This is a genomic window from Nocardia xishanensis NBRC 101358, from assembly GCF_001613365.1.
In the GTDB taxonomy this organism is placed as follows: domain Bacteria; phylum Actinomycetota; class Actinomycetes; order Mycobacteriales; family Mycobacteriaceae; genus Nocardia; species Nocardia xishanensis.
Genome location: NZ_BDCF01000049.1, coordinates 1 through 19,266, shown reverse-complemented (window position 1 = coordinate 19,266; position 19,266 = coordinate 1). Strand labels below are relative to the sequence as shown.

The window sequence follows — 19,266 nt, the reverse complement described above, 5'->3', positions numbered from 1 at the left end:
TGCAATAGGATGTGGGTCGCATCACGTTCGTCACTACCCCCGAAAAGGGGTGAGTCTTTGACCACCAGCCCCCTGCTGCGCCCGCGCGACGCGGACGCGCTGCGCGCCGAGATCCGCTGGGTGGCGCACCGGGCGGGCGTGCCGGTCGTCTTCGGCGGCGAGGTGCACGAGGACGCGCTGCTGCTCACGGAGTTCGTCGGGACGATGACCAACGGGCTGCGCGGACTGACCGTGCTCCGCAAGTCCGGCCTCGGCGGCCGGGTGATGGATATGCGCAGGCCGGCGTCGGTGGCCGACTACCGTAACGCCGCCTCCATCACCCACCACTACGACGCGCCGGTCTCGGGCGAGGGAATTCGCGCGGTGCTTGCCGTGCCGGTGATCGTGGACGACCGCTCGCGCGCGGTGCTCTACGCCGCGACCCGCGGGGCGAGCCCGCTCGGCGATCGCGCCGCCGACCTGGTGGTGCAGGCGAGCAAGCGACTGGCCACCGAGATCGCGATCCGCGACGAGGTGGACCGGCGACTACGACTGCTCGAGATGTCGGCCCCGACGCCGGACACCGCGCCCGCCCTCGCCGAGGAACTGCGCGACATCGGCGCGGAACTGCGCGGCTTGGCTCGCACGGCAGGCGACGAGCGAATGCGGACGCGGCTGAACGGAATTTGCGACCGGCTCGGCCGCGCCCTCACCGGCGGGCCCGTCGCCGACGCGCCGCGCCTGTCCCGCAGAGAGCTGGACGTGCTGGCCGAGATCGCGCTCGGCTGCACCAATCAGGAAGTGGCGCAGCGTCTTTCACTCAGCGCGGAAACGGTCAAGAGCTACCTGCGCAACGCCATGACCAAACTCGACGCGCACACCCGCCACGAGGCCGTGGTGATCGCGCGCCGCCTCGGCTTGCTTCCCTGATCGCAGGCGTTCTGGACGGCGGGACGAATTCGCCCGGCCGCCAACGGAATGCGGAACGGCTCGATGACCTCCCGGATCGGCGCGGAGATGTGGTCGGCCCTACACTCCCTTGCGTGACAGAGCCTTTCCGTATCGCGGGATTGTCCCTGGACTGCGCCGACCCCGATGCGCTCGCGCGGTTCTACCTCGATCTGCTCGGCGGACACATGCTGTGGAGCAAAGACCGCAGCGCGGCGATCCGCATCCCGTCCGGTCTAGCGGTCATCGCGCAGCGGATCGCCGACTACGAACCGCCGGTGTGGCCTGGCAGCGCGATCGTGCACCTGGACCTGTCGGCCGACGACGACCTCGACGCGTGCGAGCAGCGCGCCCTCGCACTGGGCGCCGTGCCCGCACCGACCCAACCCGGCGACCGGTGGAGGGTACTGCTCGACCCGGCGGGTCATCCGTTCTGCATCACGACGGCGCAGTTGCCCGACTAGCGCGCGGCACCGGCTGCGCCATGCCCGGGAACCGTGGCATCGTGCGTCGACCGATCGCACGATGCCACGGCAGTGACCGGGCGGCGCCTCAATCCGGCGGCAGCAGGTCCGGGCGACGTTCGCGGGTGCGCGCGAGGGCTTGTTCGCGGCGCCAGGCTGCGACCTTCGCATGGTCGCCGGAGAGCAGGATCGGCGGCACGTCCAGACCGCGCCAGCTGACGGGACGGGTGTAGGAAGGTCCTTCGAGCAGACCGTCGGAGAACGAATCCTCTTGGTGGGACTGCTGATTGCCCAGCACTCCTGGCAGCAGCCGCACCACTGCCTCGGTCATCACCAGCACCGCGGCCTCACCTCCGATGAGGACGTAGTCGCCGATGCTCACCTCTTCGACGCGCACCCGGCGCGCGGCGTCGTCGAACACGCGCTGGTCGATGCCCTCGTAGCGGCCGCAGGCGAAGACCAGGTGCTGTTCGTTCGCCCAGCGCTGGGCGGTGGCCTGGGTGAACGGCACGCCCGCCGGCGTCGGTACCACGAGCAGCGCGTCGTCGGGACACACCTCGTCCAACGCGTCGCCCCACACGGTCGGCTTCATGACCATGCCGGGGCCGCCGCCGTACGGCGAATCGTCGACCGACTTGTGCACGTCGTGGGTCCAGCGCCGCAGGTCGTGCACGTCGACGGAGATCAATCCCTTGTCGATGGCCTTGCCGAGCAGCGCCGTCCGCAGCGGCTCCAGGTACTCCGGAAAGATCGTGACGACGTCGAGCCTCATCCCAGCCCCTTCGTTCCACCGAGTTGTCCGCGCCCGGTCGCGACAGCGCGTGGCGTGCCCATCACTCGGGATCGAGCAGGCCCTCGGGCGGATCGATGACCACCAGCCCGTCGGCGACCGACACGGTGGGCACGATCGCGGTGACGAACGGGATCAGGATCTCCCGCCCGTCGTCGGCGGCGCGCACCGAAAGCAGTTCTCCCGCAGCCGAATGCAGCACCTCGGTGACCGTCCCGACGACCGCGCCGTCGGTGAGCTCGACGGTGAGCCCTTCGAGTTCGTGGTCGTAGTACTCGTCCGGATCGTCCGAGGGCGGCAGGTCTTCGCTGTCCACCAGGAACAGCGTCCCGCGCAGCGCGTCGGCGGCGGTGCGGTCGGTGATCCCGGCGAGAAACACGAGGAGCCGGCCCGAGTGCTCGCGGGCCGACTCCACGGTGAAGTCGCGAACCTCGGTCGAGCGCGGCAGGCGGCCACGCAAGGTGGCGCCCGCCGCGAAACGCTCGTCGGGTTCGTCGGTGCGGATCTCGACGACGAGTTCGCCGCGCACGCCGTGCGACTTGGCGACCCGCCCTACGACGAGTTCCATCTACTGATCGGTGTCGACCACGTCGACCCGGATGCCACGGCCGCCGATGCCGGCGACGAGGGTGCGCAGCGCGGTCGCGGTACGTCCGCCACGGCCGATCACCTTGCCCAGGTCCTCGGGATGGACGTGCACCTCGACGGTGCGCCCGCGGCGGCCGGTGATCAGCTCGACGCGGACGTCATCGGGATTGGCGACGATGCCGCGCACCAGGTGCTCGACGGCATCGGCCACAACCGCACTCACGATTCCACCTCGCTAGCGCTCGGCTCCGTGGCGAGCGCGGTGCGCGCTGTGTCGATGGTTCGCTCGCTGCGCTCGCTCACGATTACTCGGCAGCCTCGGTAGCGGCCTCGCCCTCGGCCTCTTCCTTCTTGGCCTTCTTCTTCGGGGTGACGGCCTCGGCGACCGGCTCGTTCTCGGCGGCGGCCAGCGCGGCGTTGAACAGGTCCAGCTTCGACGGCTTGGCCGGCTTCACCTTCAGCGTGCCCTCGGCGCCCGGCAGGCCCTTGAACTTCTGCCAGTCACCCGTGATCTCCAGGAGGCGCTGCACCGGCTCGGTCGGCTGCGCGCCGACACCCAGCCAGTACTGCACGCGCTCCGAGTCGATCTCGATCAGCGACGGCTCTTCCTTCGGGTGGTACTTGCCGATGGACTCGATGGCCCGGCCGTCACGACGGGTGCGGGCGTCCGCGACGACGACGCGGTACTGCGGGTTGCGGATCTTGCCCATGCGGGTGAGCTTGATGCGAACAGCCATGCTGATCTGCCTCTTTCAGGTAGTTGGTCACGGCGCGATTCAGCGACCCGCACGGTCTGCGAGCCCGGTTTCGCGCTTGAAGTGTGTGACCGCCGCGCGGTACGTAACCGGAGACGGGCTGACACTGTCCGGAAGGACGGTGGTCCATTCTGCCAGACCGGACCGCCCCGCCCGAAATCGCCTCACGACCTCGGTCACCTGGGCGATGCGGCGGCCCCGCCGAGACCCGGCCCGAAGGCAACGTTTCCCATTCCCGCCGCAGTAACCGGTTCGCCGCTGGTCAGGTGTGGCGATAGCGCAGCAGCACCACGCCGGAGCGGAACGGTTTGCTCTCGACCAGTCGCAGCGCGGGAACTCTCGCGCCTTCGGTGAAGAGCCGGGCGCCGCGACCGAGCACGACCGGGTAGACGAACAACCGATACTCGTCGATGAGCCCGGCCTCGATCAGCTGGTGCACCAGGTCGATGCTTCCGGTGCAGACGATGTCCTTCCCCGGCAGTTCCTTCAGCGCGCGCACCTCGTCGAGGCCGCGCAGCACGGTCGAGTTCTGCCATCCGGGGTCGTCCATCGAACGCGACACCACGTATTTCGCCATCCGGTTCAGGTCGTCGGTGATGCCGGTCCGATCGTCGGTCTGCTCCGGCCAGTACCCGCGCATGTCCTCGAAGGTGACGCGCCCGAACAGCACCGCGTCGCACGCCGCGGTGTGCACCATCAGCTCGTCCAGAATGTCGGATTGATCGTCCACCGCGTCGCCACCGACCGTGAACCACCCCTCCGTCGCATCGATCACCCCGTCCAGCGTGACGTTCTCCGTCACCACCAGATCCCGCATGCGCCGACCTCCTAGTACGAAAAGTCTGTCTCGACTACCGACGGCGCGACGGCCTCCGATTCATCGGTCCGGCGAACCGGCGTGGATCGTGGTCAGCGGTGGGCGGTGATGGGGCCCGCGGAGCGGTGGAGGCGGCCGCGTAGGACGACGTATTCGGGGGTGCTGAGGGTCGCGGGTTCGGTGCGTGGGTCGTCGCGGTAGACGACGAAGTCGGCGGGGGCGCCGTGCTCGATACCGGGGCGGCCGAGCCAGGTGCGCGCGTCCCAGGATGCGGCGCCGAGGGCGTCGTGTGGGGAGAAGCCTGCGCCGGTGAGCGCCGCGATCTCGTCGGCGATGCGGCCGTGCCGGATGGAGCCGCCCGCGTCGGTGCCGGTGTAGATGGGCACGCCCGCGTCGTGCGCGTCGGCGACCGTGCGGCGCACGCGGCGGTGCAGGTCGCGCATGTGGGCGGCGTAGACGGGGAATTTGCCCGCACCGTCTGCGATGGACGGGAAGGTGTCGATATTGATCAGGGTCGGGACCAGCGCGGTGCCGTGCTCGACCATCATCTCGATGGTCTCGTCGGTGAGGCCGGTGCCGTGTTCGAGGCAGTCGATGCCCGCGTCGATCAGGCCGGGCAGGGCGTCCTCGCCGAACACGTGCGCGGTGACCCTGGCGCCGTTGGCGTGCGCGGCGTCGATGGCCTCCTTCAGGACGGCGTCGCTCCACAGCGGGCGCAGGTCGCCGACGGAGCGGTCGATCCAGTCGCCGACGATCTTCACCCAGCCCTCCCCGAACCGCGCCTGCTCGGCCACGATCTCCGGAAGGTCGCGTTCGTCGTCGAGTTCGATGCCGAGCTCGCGGATGTAGCGCTTGGGCCGCGCGATGTGCCTGCCCGCCCGGATGATCTTCGGCAGCTCGTCGTGCTCGTCGATGAAGTGGGTGTCGATCGGCGATCCGGCGTCGCGCAGCAGCAGCGCACCGGCGTCGCGTTCGGTCACCGCCTGGGCGATCGCGCCATCGCGGGTCTCGTGGCCGCCGCCGTAGCGGATGCCGACATGACAGTGCGCGTCCACCAGCCCCGGCACGATCCACCCTGTGGCGCAGAGGGTTTCGGCGCCGGGCACTGGTTCGAAGGACACCAGGCCGTCGCGCACCCAGAGATCGCGCACCCCGTCGTCCGGCAGAACCACCCCGCGTAGATGCACAGCAACCTCCTGGACGTGCTCGTCTGCCGCACAACCTACCCGGCCTCGACCGCGCTCACCCACCGCCCGACAGCTCGCGTTCGTACAGGTCGAGCGCTGACGATGGGCACTTGGGCTGATCTCTACCGTGGCACCCATCGGACAAGCCCCAGGGGACGCGAGCCAGTGGCGATCGTCCCGGTCTGCCCCGCCGCGCCGCACGCAACGGCTCTCTCGCCGCCACGCGCGGCCCGCCGCGCGCGAGGCGGAGACCGCCGCGCGCGCCGACCGGCGAGACAGTGCCCTACTTCTTCGGGAACTTGAGCTTGGAAATGTCGAAACCTTCGAGACCGGGCGGCAATTCGTTGAGACCGGCGGGCATGTTCGAAAGGTCGGGCATACCGGCGGGCATCCCAGGCGGCATGCCGGGCATTCCGGGCATCCCCGGCATTCCGCCGCGCATCTTCGGCTGAGTCGGACCGCGTCCGCCCTTCTTGCCTTTCTTGCCCTTCTTGCCGCCGCCGCGCCGCGCGCCGGGCAGACCCATCTGGCGGCCCATCATGGCCATCATCTTCTTGGCGTCGAAGAAGCGGTCGACGAGCTGGTTGACCTCGGAGACCGAGACGCCCGAGCCGTTGGCGATGCGCAGGCGGCGGGAGGCGTTGATGATCTTCGGGTTGTCCCGCTCGGCCGGGGTCATGCCGCGGATGATGGCCTGCACCCGGTCCAGCTGCTTGTCGTCGACCTGGGCGAGCACGTCCTTCATCTGGCCCGCGCCGGGCAGCATGCCGAGCAGGTTGCCGATCGGGCCCATCTTGCGGATTGCCAGCATCTGCTCGAGGAAGTCCTCGAGGGTGAGCTCGCCGCTGCCGATCTTGCGCGCGGCCTCCTCGGCCTGCTGCGCGTCGTAGACCTGCTCGGCCTGCTCGATCAGGGTGAGCACGTCGCCCATGCCGAGGATGCGGCTCGCCATGCGGTCGGGGTGGAAGACGTCGAAGTCCTCCAGCTTCTCGCCGCTGGAGGCGAACATGATCGGCTCGCCGGTGACGTTGCGGACCGAGAGGGCCGCGCCACCGCGCGCGTCGCCGTCGAGCTTGGTGAGCACGACGCCGGTGAACCCGACGCCGTCACGGAACGCCTCGGCCGTGTTGACGGCGTCCTGGCCGATCATCGCGTCGAGCACGAACAGCGTCTCGTCCGGCTGCACCGCGTCGCGGATGCCTGCGGCCTGGCGCATCAGTTCCTCGTCGATGCCGAGGCGACCAGCGGTGTCGACGATGACCACGTCGTACTGCTTGGCGCGCGCCTCTTCGACACCGGCGCGCGCGACCTCGATCGGGTCGGCGGCGGAGATGCCGAGCGGGTTGTCGCCACCGCCGACGGAGGTGCCGGGATGCGGGGCGAACACCGGCGCGCCCGCGCGCTCGCCGACCACCTGCAGCTGGGTGACCGCGCCGGGGCGCTGCAGGTCACAGGCCACCAGCAGCGGCTGATGTCCTTGCCCCTTCAGCCATTTCGCGAGCTTGCCGGCCAGCGTGGTCTTACCTGAACCCTGCAGACCGGCGAGCATGATCACGGTCGGCGGGTTCTTGGCCAGGTTCAGCCGCCTGGTCTCGCCGCCGAGGATGCCGATCAGTTCCTCGTTGACGATCTTGACGACCTGCTGGGCCGGATTCAGCGCCGCGGAGACCTCGGCGCCCTTGGCGCGCTCCTTGATCTTGGCGATGAAACCGCGAACCACGGGCAGCGCGACGTCGGCCTCGAGCAGCGCCAGGCGGATCTCGCGGCAGGTGGCGTCGATGTCGGCCGGTGACAGACGCCCCTTACCACGCAGATCCTTGAGGGCACCGGTTAGCCGGTCGGACAGGGATTCGAACACCGATCGCGCTCCTGATCTCGAGTGACGTCAACTTGCTCCCAGGGTAATGGGATCGCCCGCGTGTTCGCGCAGGCGGTGCGTCCTTCGAGCGGAGCGCGGTATTTATTCGAGCGCGCGGCGGCGCGGTTTGGAAGTCTTGCGGTAGTCGTGGTTCTCCAACCGGACCATATACGCGGCCTCCCGGCCGGTCAGCCCGAGCTCGAGCGCCAAATCGTCGAGCATCGCCCAGTCCGCGCCCTCGGGCGCGTCGGGCGTGGTGGATACCGTGGAGGCGATGGTCATCGCGGTCACGGCCTGCCGTCCGGTCAAGGTCCGGCCGGGCAACCAGGAAACGACCCATCGATCTCCGCCGACACACCGCGCCATGTGCGTGGTCTCGTCGCTCGTCATCATCGAAGCCGAAACAACCTCAATTGCCACCGACCTGCTCCCCTCGTGCTCGCGATAGCCGGACGCTCTGATAGTAGGGTGCGTCACGGCACACGGAGAGAAGATCCAGCAAATAGCGTGCAACGCAGTCGTCCGTGCCGAGACACGGGCCGTCGCCGTCAGGAGGCGCTGTCGGGCAGCGCCGGGTCGGGCGTCTTCGGAGCGGGTCGCGGTACGACGTCGAGCACCGCCTTCTCGATGGCGTCGCGCCGCTGCGCGGCATCCTCGCCGCCCAGCTCCAGGCAGAACGCGTCGACCACGGCCGAACCCATGGTGACGACCTTCGCCCAGCGCACGTTCGCGCCGCACGCCGCGAACGCCGCGGCCAACCGGCTCAGCAGACCGACGCGGTCCTCGGCGCGCAACTCCAGGATCAGCTGGCCGGGCGTCGAGGTCGGCGACCAGATCATCCGCGGCTGGGCCTGGGCGTACGGGCTCGGGCCGACACCGCTCGCCTCGCGTTCGCGCTTGGCGAGCAACGCGGGCAGGTCGAGATCCCCTGCGATGGCCCTGATCAATTCCTGCCGCAGCAAACCCGCGTCCGGCGGGTCGCCGAACTTCGGCGACACGACGAAAGTGTTGACGGCCGACGCGCCCTCGCCACCGAGCGCGGCGGAGAGCACCCGCAGCGAATGCAGCGCGAGCACGCCCGCGGCGTCGGAGAGCAGGCCCGGCGCGTCGGGAGCGATCACCGTGACCACGTAGGTGTACTTGCCTTCGCCTGGCTTCAGGTCGACGTGAACGCCGCCCGCGGCCGCCTTGGCCAGCAACTCCGGCGCGATGGGCTCGGGGGTCGGCAGTTCGAAACCCGCCATCACCGTGCGGCAGCGGCGCACCAGATCGCCGATGAGCGACGCCTTCCAGTCACCCCAGACGCCGGGACCTGTGGCCAGCGAATCCGCCTCGGCCAGCGTGTGCAGCAGTTCCAGCAGCTGCACGTCTCCGTCGAGCGCGTCGACCACGAGCTGCACCGTGTCCGGGTCGGCGAGGTCGCGGCGGGTCGCGGTTTCCGGGAGCAGCAGGTGGTGGCGCACCACGGCGCTGAGCGTGCGCACATCGGAGGGCCACAGGCCGAGCCTGCGGCCGATATGGGTGGCCAGCTCGGCGCCGACCACGCTGTGGTCGCCCGCCCGGCCCTTGCCGATGTCGTGCAGCAGCGCGCCGAGCAGGAGCAGGTCGGGGCGGCCCACCCGGGTCATCGACGCGCTCGCGTAGGCGACGGTCTCCATCAGATGGCGGTCGACGGTCCAGGTGTGCAGTGCGTCGCGCGGCGGCAGATCGCGTACCGCGCCCCACTCTGGCAGCAGCCTGCCCCAGAGTCCGGTGCGGTCGAGCGCCTCGATCGCGTCGATGACGCCGCGCCCGGCGCCGAGCAGCACCAGCAGGTCGTTGAGCGCGTCCTTCGGCCACGGCTCGCGCAGCTCCGGCGCGTCCTCGGACAGGCGGTTCAGCGTGGTGGCCGACATCGGCAGCCCGGTCTGCGCCGATGCGGCCGCCACCCGCAGGATGAGCCCCGGATCCCGTTGCGGCCGTGCGTCTCTGGCCAGCACCACCTCGCCCGCGTGCTCGACCACCCCCTCATCGAGTGGTCGTCGCACGGGCATGCGGCGCAGTCGAGCGAGCCCGCGGCGCGGCAACGCGTTGGCGGCGGTGCGCAGCCCGACGTCGACCGAGTAGCTCACCGTCCGCGCCGAATCGCTCAGTGTGCGAGCGAGATCGAACCGATCGCCGATGCGAAGGGCGGCGCCGATCTCGTCGGCGTCCTGCGCGCGCAGCTGATCGCGGGAACGGCCGGCGACACGGTGCAGCTCCGTGCGAACATCCAGCAAACGCCGATGCGCCTGTTTCACGCCACCGCCGGGCACATCGGGACCGAGCCCCGGCATGGCATCGGTCAGCTGGGCGACGGCCAGCGCGTCCAGCAGTTGGATGTCGCGCAGTCCGCCTCGGCCGTTCTTCAGATCGGGCTCGGCGCGGTGCGCGATCTCACCGCTGCGCTGCCAGCGGGCCTGCGCCTGGGCGATCAGATCGTCGAAACGGTTGCGGATTCCGGTGCGCCACTCGCGGCGCACCCCGCCGATCAGCAGATTGCTCAACTCCACGTCGCCGACGATGTGCCTGGCCTCGAGCATGCCGAGTGCCGCGATCAGATCGTCGTTGGCGACCCGCAGCGCTTGGGGGACGGTCCGCACGCTGTGGTCGAGTTTGATGTGGGCGTCCCAGAGCGGATACCAGAGCTGGTCGGCGACCTCGGCCACCCTGGCCGGATCGACGTCGTCGTGCAACAACACCAGATCCAGATCGGAGTAGGGCAGCATCTCCCTGCGCCCGAGCCCGCCGACCGCGACGACCGCGAGGCCGCTGTCGGCGGTGATGCCGAGTTCGGCGCCCTTGCTGGTGAGCCACAGGTCGAAGAGGTCTACCAGCGCCGACCGCAGCGACTCGGCATCCAACCGCGGATTGCGCGGCATGCCGCCGTCGAGCAGCTGGTCGCGCGCGGCGACCAGATCGGCCGCCCCGTTGGAGACCCGTTCGCCGTTGCCCTGCTTGCCATTTCCGCTACTGCTACCCACAACCCACCGCCCATTGAATGCGTACGGCCCCGCCCCTACCGGGCTCTCCGGTGGGAACGGGGCCGCCGCTCGTTTGTCCCGTATCGCATCGAGCCGCTCACGGGCCCTGCGCCGGCACGCTGCGGTTCCGGCTCAGGGCCCGATGCTCACGCCGCGATCAGAGAGCGTCCGTACCGCGCTCGCCGGTTCGCACGCGGATGATCGACTCCACCGGGGTGACCCAGACCTTGCCGTCACCGATCTTGCCGGTGCGCGCGGCCTCGACGATCACCTCGACGACCTTGTCGACCGACGCGTCGTCCACGACGACCTCGACCCGCACCTTGGGCACGAAGTCCACCGAGTACTCGGCGCCGCGGTAGACCTCGGTGTGGCCCTTCTGCCGCCCGTAACCCTGCACCTCGCTGACGGTCATGCCGAGCACGCCAGCCTGTTCGAGTCCGGACTTGACGTCCTCGAGCGTGAACGGTTTGACGATTGCGGTGATCAGTTTCATGTCGTCATGCCTCCTTGACGAGCGAGCGTGCCGTGCCACCCACAGCAGCGAAATCGTATGCGGTTTCCGCGTGCTCGGACTCGTCCAGGCCCACCGACTCGCCCTCGTCCGTCGCGCGCAGTCCGATCGTGAACTTCACGATGTACGCGATCACCGCCGTCGCGACCAGGGAGTACGCAAGCACGGTGAACGCACCGACAGCCTGCAGCTTCAACTGCTCGATCCCACCACCGTAGAACAAGCCTTCGACGGCCGCCGGAGCTTCGGGAGCGGCGACGAGGCCGACCATCAGGGTGCCGACCAGACCGCCGACCAGGTGCACGCCGACCACGTCGAGCGAGTCGTCGAAGCCGAACTTGAACTTCAGGCCGACCGCGAGGGCGCACAGCGCGCCCGCGACGACGCCGATGGCCAGCGCGCCGACGACGTTCACCGAGGAGCAGGACGGCGTGATGGCCACCAGACCGGCGACGATGCCCGACGCCGCGCCCAGCGAGGTGGGGTGACCGTCGCGGACCTTCTCCACCAGGAGCCAGGCCAGCATGGCGGCGGCGGTGGCGATGGTGGTGGTCAGGAAGGTCGCGCCCGCGATGCCGTTGGAGCCGACGGCCGAACCGGCGTTGAAGCCGTACCAGCCGAACCACAGCAGACCGGCGCCGAGCATGACGAACGGCAGGTTGTGCGGACGGAACGGCGTCTGCGGCCAGCCCTTGCGCTTGCCGAGCACGATCGCGAGCACCAGGCCCGCGGCGCCTGCGTTGATGTGGACCGCGGTACCACCGGCGAAGTCGATGGCCTTGAGGTTGTTGGCGATCCAGCCGCCCTCTTCACCGGTGTAGCCGTCGAACGCGAAGACCCAGTGCGCGACCGGGAAGTACACGACGGTGACCCAGATACCGGCGAACAGCAGCCAGGAGCCGAACTTCAGGCGGTCGGCGACCGCGCCCGAGATGAGTGCGACGGTGATGATCGCGAACATGAGCTGGAACGCGACGAACACCGACAGCGGGATGGTTCCGTTCAGCGGAACCGCGGCCGGAGCCGCCGGGTCGGTGGAGGCAAGGTAGCTACCGCCGAAAACACTCTTCAGGCCGAAATACTGCCCCGGGTCGCCGATGAGGTTCGCTTTGTCCTCACCGAAGGTCATGGAGAAGCCGTACAGCGACCATAGGATCGTTACCAATCCCATGGCGCTGATGCTCATCATGATCATGTTCAGCACGTTCTTGCTACGGACCATGCCGCCGTAGAAGAACGCGAGTCCGGGTGTCATCAGGAGCACGAGTGCTGAACTAGCCAGCATCCATGCGGTGTCACCGGCGTCCGGCGCGCCGATTACGGGAAATGCCACCTTAATGTCCTCCTCATCTCGGGCCCAGCCGCCTTCGGCAAATGGACCTGCACAGAAGGGTCGCCATTCGGTGTTTCATTCGTTGAGCTGTCGTGTTGCGCCTGCGTGAACGGATAGCGCCGTTGTGTTGCTACCACGTTTCGTGGCGTACACCACCCGTTTCCGGCCCGCTGTGAGGTTGGTGTCGGCGCACCGCGGCGACCGGTTACCTGTGAGTAGGACACCGCAAACTTTCCGTTCATCGAGCGGCGCGGCGGAAGTCTCGAGATCGGTGACGGAACGCTCGAGAGAAAGGTCGTCGAGGCGGCCCGAGAACGGCCTCGAACCTCGATCGCCCGCTATCGATGCGCAAACATAGGAGGGCCGAGCGGGTGGTCCGCTCGGCCGTCCTATGTGAATGCGAATCGGGGCTCAGCCGAGCAGCGCGTCCACGAACGCGCCGGGCTCGAACGGCGCCAGATCGTCCGCGCCTTCACCCAGGCCTACCAGTTTCACCGGCACGCCGAGCTCGTGCTGCACCTGGAAGACGATGCCACCCTTGGCGGTCCCGTCCAGCTTGGTCAGCGCCACGCCGGTGATGTCGACGACCTCGGCGAACACCCGCGCCTGCATGAGGCCGTTCTGCCCGATCGTGGCGTCGAGCACCAGCAGGACCTCGTCGACCTCGGCCTTCTTCTCCACGACGCGCTTGACCTTGCCCAGCTCGTCCATCAGGCCGGTCTTGGTGTGCAGGCGGCCTGCGGTGTCCACGAGCACGACGTCGACGCCGCGCTCGATGCCCGCGCTGACCGCGTCGAACGCGACCGCCGCCGGGTCGGCGCCCTCCTTGCCGCGCACCGTCTCCGCGCCGACCCGTTCGCCCCAGGTCTGCAGCTGGTCGGCGGCCGCGGCGCGGAACGTGTCGGCGGCGCCGAGCAGCACCCGGCGGCCGTCGGCGACCAAGACCCTGGCCAGCTTGCCGGTGGTGGTGGTCTTTCCGGTGCCGTTGACGCCGACGACCAGCAGGATCGACGGATGGTCGGCGTGCGGCAGCGCGCGGATGGAACGGTCCAGCTCCGGACGCAGCGCCTCGACCAGCACGTCGCGCAGCACGGCCCGGGCCTGGTCGGTGGTGCGCACGCTGCGCGCGGCCAGCTCCTCGCGCAGGCGGCCGACGACGGCGGTGGTGCTCGCGGTGCCCAGATCGGCGAGAACGAGGGTGTCCTCGATCTCCTCCCACGAGTCCTCGTCCAGGTCGCCGCCGCCGAGCAGGCCGAGCAGGCTCTTGCCCACCGCGTTCTGCGACCGCGACAGCCGGCCGCGCAGGCGGACCAGACGGCCCGCCGTCGGCTCGATCTCCTCGAGCGCGGGAGCGGTCTCGGCGGCCGCCGCGGTGTCGGGCACGACGGGGGCCGGTTCGACGGTCGTCTCGGGCTCGGCGACCGCCGTGTCGGACTCCGCGGGCGGCTCGGCCGTAACCGGCGGCTCATCGACGGGGAGCTGCTCGGCCGGGGCCTGGTCGGTCGCTTGCGGATCGACGAGCGTCTCCGGGTCAGCCGGAGCAGGCGATTCGGGAGCGACGTGTGTCGCGTCGGGCGTGTCGGCCTCCGCCGATTCGACCGGCTCCGCCGTCGCCCCTCCGGCTTCCGCGAGGACGTCGGACTCGGGCAGCGGCACATTGGTGATGCCGCGCCGCGGCGCGTCGCGCGGGACGGCCGCGTCGTCACCGACGTGCGGTTGCCCCTCGGTATCGGTCCGTTCCAGGTTCGGTTCCGGGCGTGTCGCGGTGGCCGCGCCGCCCTGGCTGAAGCTGAACCCGCCCGTGGCCGTGTAGCCGCCCGACCGATCGGTCAGCTCTTTCTCCGGCGTCGGTGCCGCGATGGAGACGCGGCGGCGCTTGTACAGGACGAATCCGGCGACGAGCGCCACCATGAGCAGGGCGGCGATCGCGGCTATCAGAATCCAGACTTCGGAACTCACGCCGACCATCCTTGCAGAACACCGCATCGCCGCTGATAGGCGCGGTCCGCTGCGGCGCGGCCGCGCCGCAGCGCCATGTGGGTTCGATCACCGATGCGGCAACCCGATGACTCGCGGTCCGATGCGGCGCAGCCCACAGGCGTCGGGAGGCGGGGCACAGTCGGCGGTGTGCGACAGACGGGGCACGTCCGGTCCTCCACGGACCCACACCCGGCCGGAGCAGCGGCGGAACCGCGCCTTATCACGCCACGCGCGAGCCCGAGACACAGCCCCCGAGATTTCTTGTCCTGCGGAACTTCTCGCGAACTGACAATAGGATCGGCGACGTGACCGATCGAAACGTGCTTGGGGGGCCGCTGGAAGAGTGCGGCACCGATCCTGTGACCGGTTTCTACCGGGACGGCTGCTGCAGCACCGGGCCGGAGGATCTGGGCAGCCATACGGTGTGCACCGTCGTCACGGCCGAGTTCCTCGAACATCAGGCGTCCATCGGCAACGACCTCAGTTCGCCGCGCCCGGAGAACAACTTCCCCGGCCTGCAGCCGGGCGATCGGTGGTGCGTGGTCGCGGTGCGCTGGCTGCACGCCCACGAGGACGGCGTCGCCGCCCCCGTCGTGCTCGCCGCCACCCACGAGAACGCCCTGGAAGTGATCTCCATGGACATCCTGCGCAAATACGCCGTCGACGTCCCGGACGACGTGAGCGACCTGCTGTAGGCGTCGAAGTACACCGGCCGCGAATATCCGGCGGCCTCATTCCCCACCCGAGATCGGCCTTGTCGATCAAGGGGCTTCCCTTGATACGGCGCTCACCGCGTGGCGCGTTCAACCCATGGCTCGGACGGCGACACGGGAACGGTGCGCCTTCTGACGGCAGGCCGCCGAGCAGTAACGACGAGGGCGTCCGATCCCTGGCGCGTCCAGTTCCGCGCCGCAGATCGGGCAGCGCGGCCCCGTCGAAGTTTCGTTACGCGGACCTGTTTCGTCACGGGTATCCGACGCGACGCGAAGTTTCGCTACGCCCGCGCCACCGGAAGTAGCGCGCAGCGCATCGAGCAGGATCACCGCGGCGCGAGCCAGTTCGCTCCCGGCGGGCTTGTTCCGTTGAATCGCAACGCATCCGGTGAAGACGTCGAGCACGTCGGCGAGCACGATGTCGGCGCGGACCGCGCCCTGCCGCTGCGCCGCGAGCAGCAGCGCCTCGAGCGCCTGATGGAATCGCACTCCCGCACCGGCCATCAGGGTGCGCGGCCAGCCGTCGTCGGACTGCACCATCTCGCAGAGCGCCTGGTTGCGCGGGGTGGACGACACCACGTCCGCGCAGAACTCGAAGAACGCCGCGCCGGGGTCCTGCGCACCGGCACGGGCGGCGGCGAGCCGGGCCAGCCGGTCCACCCGCTGCTGCATAACCGCTTCCAGCAGTTCGGATTTCGTCGGGAAGTGCCGGTAGACCGTGCCGGCGCCGACACCGGCGCGGCGCGCGACCTCGGCGAGGGACACCGCGAGTCCGCGCTCGGCGAAGGCCCGCTGCGCGGCGGCGAGCACCAACGCGCGGTTGCGTTGCGCGTCGGCCCGCGCCGCGAGGGCGGCAGGGGCCGAGTAAGTCGCCGAGACCGTCATTTCGTTACGCACCTTCCCTCGATCGCCTGGCCAAGCGGGTGATTTCACCCGTAACGTCCGAAAACGGGTCGACCGACCCGATTCTAGCCAGAACGATTCTTCAGAAGAAGGCGAGCATGTCCTCTCAGCACGAACCGATCCTCGTCACCGGCGCCACAGGCAAGCAAGGCGGGGCCACCGCCCGCAGACTCCTCGCCGACGGCATCCCGGTGCGCGCCCTGGTGCGCGATTCCGGCGCGCCCGCCGCGCGAGCGCTGGCCGCGGCAGGCGCCGAACTGGCGATCGGCGACTTCGACGCGCCCGATACCCTGCGCGCCGCGGCGTCCGGCGCACGCGGCGTATTCGCGGTTCCCCCAGCGACTTACCGCGTCGAGGGCTGGGACGGCGACCTCGAGGCCCAGCGCGGCATCGCACTGATCGATGCCGCGCGCACCGCCGGGGTCGAGCACTTCGTGTTCACCGGCGTGGCCTCGTTGGGCGAAGACACCTGGGGCGCACACGGTAAGCGGCGCATCGAGGAGGCACTGATCGCCAGCGGCCTGCGGCACACAGTGCTGCGCCCGGTCCGTTTCATGGAGAACTACCTGCTCCAGGGTTCACCGGTGGACGGCATCGCGCACGGCGTGCACCGCCACCTGTTCCCCGCCGACCGGCCGTTGCAGATGATCGCCGTCGACGATGTCGCGGTCTTCGCCGCGCTGGCCTTCGCGGACCCGGACCATTTCGACGGCGAGATCCTCGAATTGGCGGGCGACGCGGTCACTCCCGTCGCCGCCGCCACGGCGATCGCGGGCGCCACCGGGCACCCGCTGCGCTACGAGGAAGTGAGCGAGGCCGAGGCGGAGGCGATCGGTCCCGAGATCGTCGACGTCTGGCGTCTGACTCGGCGAACCGTCGGCTGGCACGCCGATATTCCCGCTCTGCGCGAACTCCACCCCGGGCTGCTGACCCTCGACTCCTGGCTCGCATCGGGCGGGGCCGACCGTATCGCGGCGCTGCTCGACGCTCAGAAGGATTCCGCCGCAGTCTGATTCACGGGTATTCGCTGTGCGTTCGGCGCGACGCGACGGGGAAACGTGGATAGAGTCATAGCACCTGCACACCGACGCCGTGAAAGCCGAGTCGCGATGACCTTCTCCGTCACCGAGCGTTTGATCCAGCCCGCCTCGCTCCGAACCGTTCAGGTCGGCGACCTACAGGTCACCTATCTACCCGACGGCCTGACCACCATGAACGCGCGAGCCTGGCTGCCCACCGCGCCCGACGGGTTCTGGAGCAGGCACGGCGAGTACCTCGACGCCGACTCCTTCGTCGCCGGCGTCGGCGGACTGCTGATCGAATACGGCGAACGGGCCATGCTGATCGATGCCGGATTCGGCCCGCTGACCTTCCGCACCGGCGTCGGAATCCTGCGCGGCGGCGCGCTGCTCGACAGCCTCGCCCAGGTCGGCCGCGAGCCCGCCGAGATCGAGATGGTCGCCGTCACCCATTTGCACGCCGACCACTTCGGCTGGCTGTGGCAGGCGGCGCCCGGTGCGCGCCGGACGCCGTTCGCGCACGCCCCGGTCCTGATCTCCGAGGTCGAGTGGCATCATCGCGACCTGGCCGCCGCCGCTGGCACCACCGCCGAGATGCTCGACGTGTTCGCCCACCAGGTCCGCACCGTCGCCGAGGGCGACGAAGTCTTTCCCGGCGTGCGGGTGCTTGCGCTGCCCGGGCACACCACCGGCCACACCGGGTTCGTCATCGGCACGGGAGAGCACCGGCTCGTCGCGTTCGGCGACGCGCTGCACTCGTCACTGCAGATCGCGCACCCCGAGCTCTCGGCCGTGGCCGACCACGACCCGATGCGGTCGGCGGACGTGCGGCACGGTCTCGTGGAGGAACTCGCTGCGCCCGGAACACTCGGCTACGGCTGCCATTTCGCCGACGTGCAGTTCGGCAGCGCCGTCCCGGCGACCAGCGGGCACATATGGCAGCCACACCGGTTCGCCACGGCGGCCGGTCGAGCACGGTGACCGTACGCTGGATGCGGTGAATCTCTTCGAGCGGCGGACCGCCCGGCAGCGGCGCAATCCGGTCGGCGCCGAGGTCGACGAGATCTTCGGTCCCTCGCGCAAGCACATCCACGAACGCACGGAATGGGTCGCGGTCGCCAAGCTCGACGACCGGCAGGCGGGTGACGAGCCGCTGGTCGATCTGGAGGCGCGGGTGGTCAGGCTGCCCGCGCCCGTGCGGGACGGCCGATGTCCATAGCGTTGTGACACCCGCGGGCGATGATCCGGCTCGGCTCTATGCCGACCAGCGTCGCCCCGCTTCCGTTCACTCCGCGCCGCGAGGTGCACGAGGTGATCGACATCGGCGTCCACGCCTGGAAAAGCCTGATCGACGCGGCCGAACGCCGACCGCGCGGACGTACTTCTTAGGCCGATGCGGGAGCGAGGTTCTCGCCGCGCAGCCGCTGCGAGATGACCTGCGTGATGCCATCGCCGCGCATGCTCACGCCGTACAGCGCGTCGGCGATCTCCATGGTCGGCTTCTGGTGGGTGATGACGATCAGCTGGCTCTTCTCGCGCAGCTGCTCGAACAACCCGATCAGCCTGCGCAGGTTGGTGTCGTCCAGCGCGGCCTCCACCTCGTCCATGACATAGAAGGGCGAGGGGCGGGCGCGGAAGATCGCCACCAGCAGCGCGACCGCGGTCAGCGACTTCTCGCCGCCGGACAACAGCGACAGGCGCTTGACCTTCTTGCCCGGCGGGCGGGCCTCCACCTCGATGCCGGTGGTGAGCATGTCGGACGGGTCGGTGAGCACCAGCCTGCCCTCGCCCCCGGGGAACAGCTTGGCGAACACCTGGACGAACTCGCGCTCGACGTCGGCGTATGCCTCGGTGAAGACCTGCAGGATGCGCGCGTCCACCTCGGCGACCACGTCGAGCAGGTCCTTGCGCGCGTTCTTGACGTCCTCGAGCTGCGTGGACAGGAAGTTGTATCGCTCCTCCAGCGCCGCGAACTCCTCCAGCGCCAGCGGGTTCACCTTGCCGAGCGTGGCCAGATCCCTCTCCGCGCGTTTGGCGCGGCGCTCCTGACTCGCCCGGTCGTAGGGCATCGGCTGCGGGGCGCTGACCTGTTCGCCGCGCTCCTTGGCCTGCTCGTACTCGGCCAATTCCAGCGGCGACGGCGGCAGCGGCACGTCGGGACCGTACTCCGCGATCAGGTCGTTCAGGGCGATGCCGAACTGTTCGGCGATGGTCGCTTCCAGCTGCTCGATGCGCAGCGCGGCCTGCGCCTTGGCCACCTCGTCGCGGTGCACCGCGTCGGTGAGCTGGGCCAGCTGCGTGCTCAACGCGCGCGCCCGCTCCTTGACCTGCTCGACCTGCGCCGCGCATTCGGTGCGGCGGCGCACCAGGTCGTCGCGGCGGGCGCTCGCCTCGGCCACCACCCGCTCCAGCTCGG

The 19,266-nt window shown here is 69.7% G+C and carries 21 protein-coding genes; 7 read left to right on the top strand and 14 right to left on the bottom strand.

Going from position 1 to position 19,266, the window contains the following annotated elements; genetic code table 11:
- Nucleotides 1–9 precede the first annotated feature (9 nt).
- Together NX1_RS28180 and NX1_RS28175 are read left to right on the top strand one after the other, a co-directional pair.
- A complete protein-coding gene (locus NX1_RS28180; protein WP_068065768.1) occupies nt 10–909 on the top strand; it encodes a helix-turn-helix transcriptional regulator in 900 nt (299 codons plus the stop codon).
- 113 nt (nt 910–1,022) lie between these two features.
- Nucleotides 1,023–1,391, top strand: coding sequence for a VOC family protein (locus NX1_RS28175; RefSeq protein ID WP_068065763.1), 369 nt, complete (start codon nt 1,023–1,025; stop codon nt 1,389–1,391).
- Nucleotides 1,392–1,479: 88 nt separating this feature from the next.
- Here NX1_RS28175 and trmD read toward each other — a convergent pair whose 3' ends face one another.
- From trmD to ftsY, 12 genes are all read right to left on the bottom strand, one after another.
- Nucleotides 1,480–2,163 (bottom strand): tRNA (guanosine(37)-N1)-methyltransferase TrmD, encoded by a 684-nt coding sequence (trmD, locus tag NX1_RS28170; RefSeq protein WP_068065761.1) that lies wholly within the window; start codon nt 2,161–2,163, stop codon nt 1,480–1,482.
- Between the two features lie 61 nt (nt 2,164–2,224).
- Nucleotides 2,225–2,749 carry a ribosome maturation factor RimM gene (rimM, locus tag NX1_RS28165; RefSeq protein ID WP_068065758.1) on the bottom strand — a complete coding sequence of 175 codons (525 nt, stop codon included), beginning with the start codon at nt 2,747–2,749 and terminating at the stop codon, nt 2,225–2,227.
- Nucleotides 2,750–2,992 carry an RNA-binding protein gene (locus tag NX1_RS28160; RefSeq protein ID WP_067782143.1) on the bottom strand — a complete coding sequence of 81 codons (243 nt, stop codon included), beginning with the start codon at nt 2,990–2,992 and terminating at the stop codon, nt 2,750–2,752. It abuts the gene before it with no gap.
- A gap of 82 nt (nt 2,993–3,074) precedes the next feature.
- Nucleotides 3,075–3,506, bottom strand: a complete 432-nt coding sequence (gene rpsP / locus NX1_RS28155) for a 30S ribosomal protein S16 (RefSeq protein WP_067782140.1) — start codon at nt 3,504–3,506, stop codon at nt 3,075–3,077.
- A gap of 280 nt (nt 3,507–3,786) precedes the next feature.
- On the bottom strand, nt 3,787–4,341 hold the full coding sequence (locus tag NX1_RS28150; protein WP_068065756.1) for a dihydrofolate reductase family protein: 555 nt from the start codon (nt 4,339–4,341) through the stop codon (nt 3,787–3,789).
- A 92-nt stretch (nt 4,342–4,433) separates the two neighbouring features.
- A complete protein-coding gene (locus NX1_RS28145; RefSeq protein ID WP_068065753.1) occupies nt 4,434–5,528 on the bottom strand; it encodes an amidohydrolase family protein in 1,095 nt (364 codons plus the stop codon).
- 283 nt (nt 5,529–5,811) lie between these two features.
- Nucleotides 5,812–7,386, bottom strand: coding sequence for a signal recognition particle protein (ffh, locus tag NX1_RS28140; RefSeq protein WP_068065750.1), 1,575 nt, complete (start codon nt 7,384–7,386; stop codon nt 5,812–5,814).
- 102 nt (nt 7,387–7,488) lie between these two features.
- Nucleotides 7,489–7,806 (bottom strand): hypothetical protein, encoded by a 318-nt coding sequence (locus tag NX1_RS28135; RefSeq protein ID WP_245668712.1) that lies wholly within the window; start codon nt 7,804–7,806, stop codon nt 7,489–7,491.
- Nucleotides 7,807–7,934: 128 nt separating this feature from the next.
- A complete protein-coding gene (locus NX1_RS28130) occupies nt 7,935–10,388 on the bottom strand; it encodes a [protein-PII] uridylyltransferase (protein ID WP_068065745.1) in 2,454 nt (817 codons plus the stop codon).
- Between the two features lie 157 nt (nt 10,389–10,545).
- A complete protein-coding gene (locus tag NX1_RS28125) occupies nt 10,546–10,884 on the bottom strand; it encodes a P-II family nitrogen regulator (protein WP_067782130.1) in 339 nt (112 codons plus the stop codon).
- Nucleotides 10,885–10,888: 4 nt separating this feature from the next.
- Complete coding sequence (locus NX1_RS28120; RefSeq protein WP_174555535.1) at nt 10,889–12,187, bottom strand: ammonium transporter; 1,299 nt, start codon at nt 12,185–12,187, stop codon at nt 10,889–10,891.
- Between the two features lie 459 nt (nt 12,188–12,646).
- On the bottom strand, nt 12,647–14,203 hold the full coding sequence (gene ftsY / locus NX1_RS28115) for a signal recognition particle-docking protein FtsY (protein WP_373864922.1): 1,557 nt from the start codon (nt 14,201–14,203) through the stop codon (nt 12,647–12,649).
- A 317-nt stretch (nt 14,204–14,520) separates the two neighbouring features.
- On the opposite strand from ftsY, the gene NX1_RS28110 reads away from it, so the two are divergent.
- Nucleotides 14,521–14,910, top strand: a complete 390-nt coding sequence (locus NX1_RS28110) for a DUF2237 family protein (protein WP_068065739.1) — start codon at nt 14,521–14,523, stop codon at nt 14,908–14,910.
- A 108-nt stretch (nt 14,911–15,018) separates the two neighbouring features.
- Here NX1_RS28110 and NX1_RS28105 read toward each other — a convergent pair whose 3' ends face one another.
- Complete coding sequence (locus tag NX1_RS28105; RefSeq protein WP_068065736.1) at nt 15,019–15,813, bottom strand: TetR/AcrR family transcriptional regulator; 795 nt, start codon at nt 15,811–15,813, stop codon at nt 15,019–15,021.
- 116 nt (nt 15,814–15,929) lie between these two features.
- Here NX1_RS28105 and NX1_RS28100 point away from each other — a divergent pair, with 116 nt between their 5' ends.
- From NX1_RS28100 to NX1_RS38460, 4 genes are all read left to right on the top strand, one after another.
- A complete protein-coding gene (locus NX1_RS28100; protein WP_068065731.1) occupies nt 15,930–16,844 on the top strand; it encodes an NmrA family NAD(P)-binding protein in 915 nt (304 codons plus the stop codon).
- 96 nt (nt 16,845–16,940) lie between these two features.
- Nucleotides 16,941–17,831, top strand: a complete 891-nt coding sequence (locus NX1_RS28095) for an MBL fold metallo-hydrolase (RefSeq protein ID WP_068065728.1) — start codon at nt 16,941–16,943, stop codon at nt 17,829–17,831.
- A 16-nt stretch (nt 17,832–17,847) separates the two neighbouring features.
- Nucleotides 17,848–18,069: a hypothetical protein gene (locus NX1_RS28090; protein WP_068065725.1), complete on the top strand. Its 222-nt coding sequence runs from the start codon at nt 17,848–17,850 to the stop codon at nt 18,067–18,069.
- Between the two features lie 38 nt (nt 18,070–18,107).
- Entirely contained in the window at nt 18,108–18,239 is a 132-nt protein-coding gene (locus tag NX1_RS38460) for a hypothetical protein (RefSeq protein ID WP_281217215.1), read from the top strand.
- On the opposite strand, the gene NX1_RS28085 is transcribed toward NX1_RS38460, so the two are convergent.
- Nucleotides 18,236–19,266, bottom strand: a 1,031-nt coding sequence (locus NX1_RS28085) for an AAA family ATPase (protein ID WP_157120147.1), incomplete at its 5' end; no start/stop codon positions are given. The two genes, NX1_RS38460 and NX1_RS28085, sit on opposite strands and share 4 nt — an antisense overlap.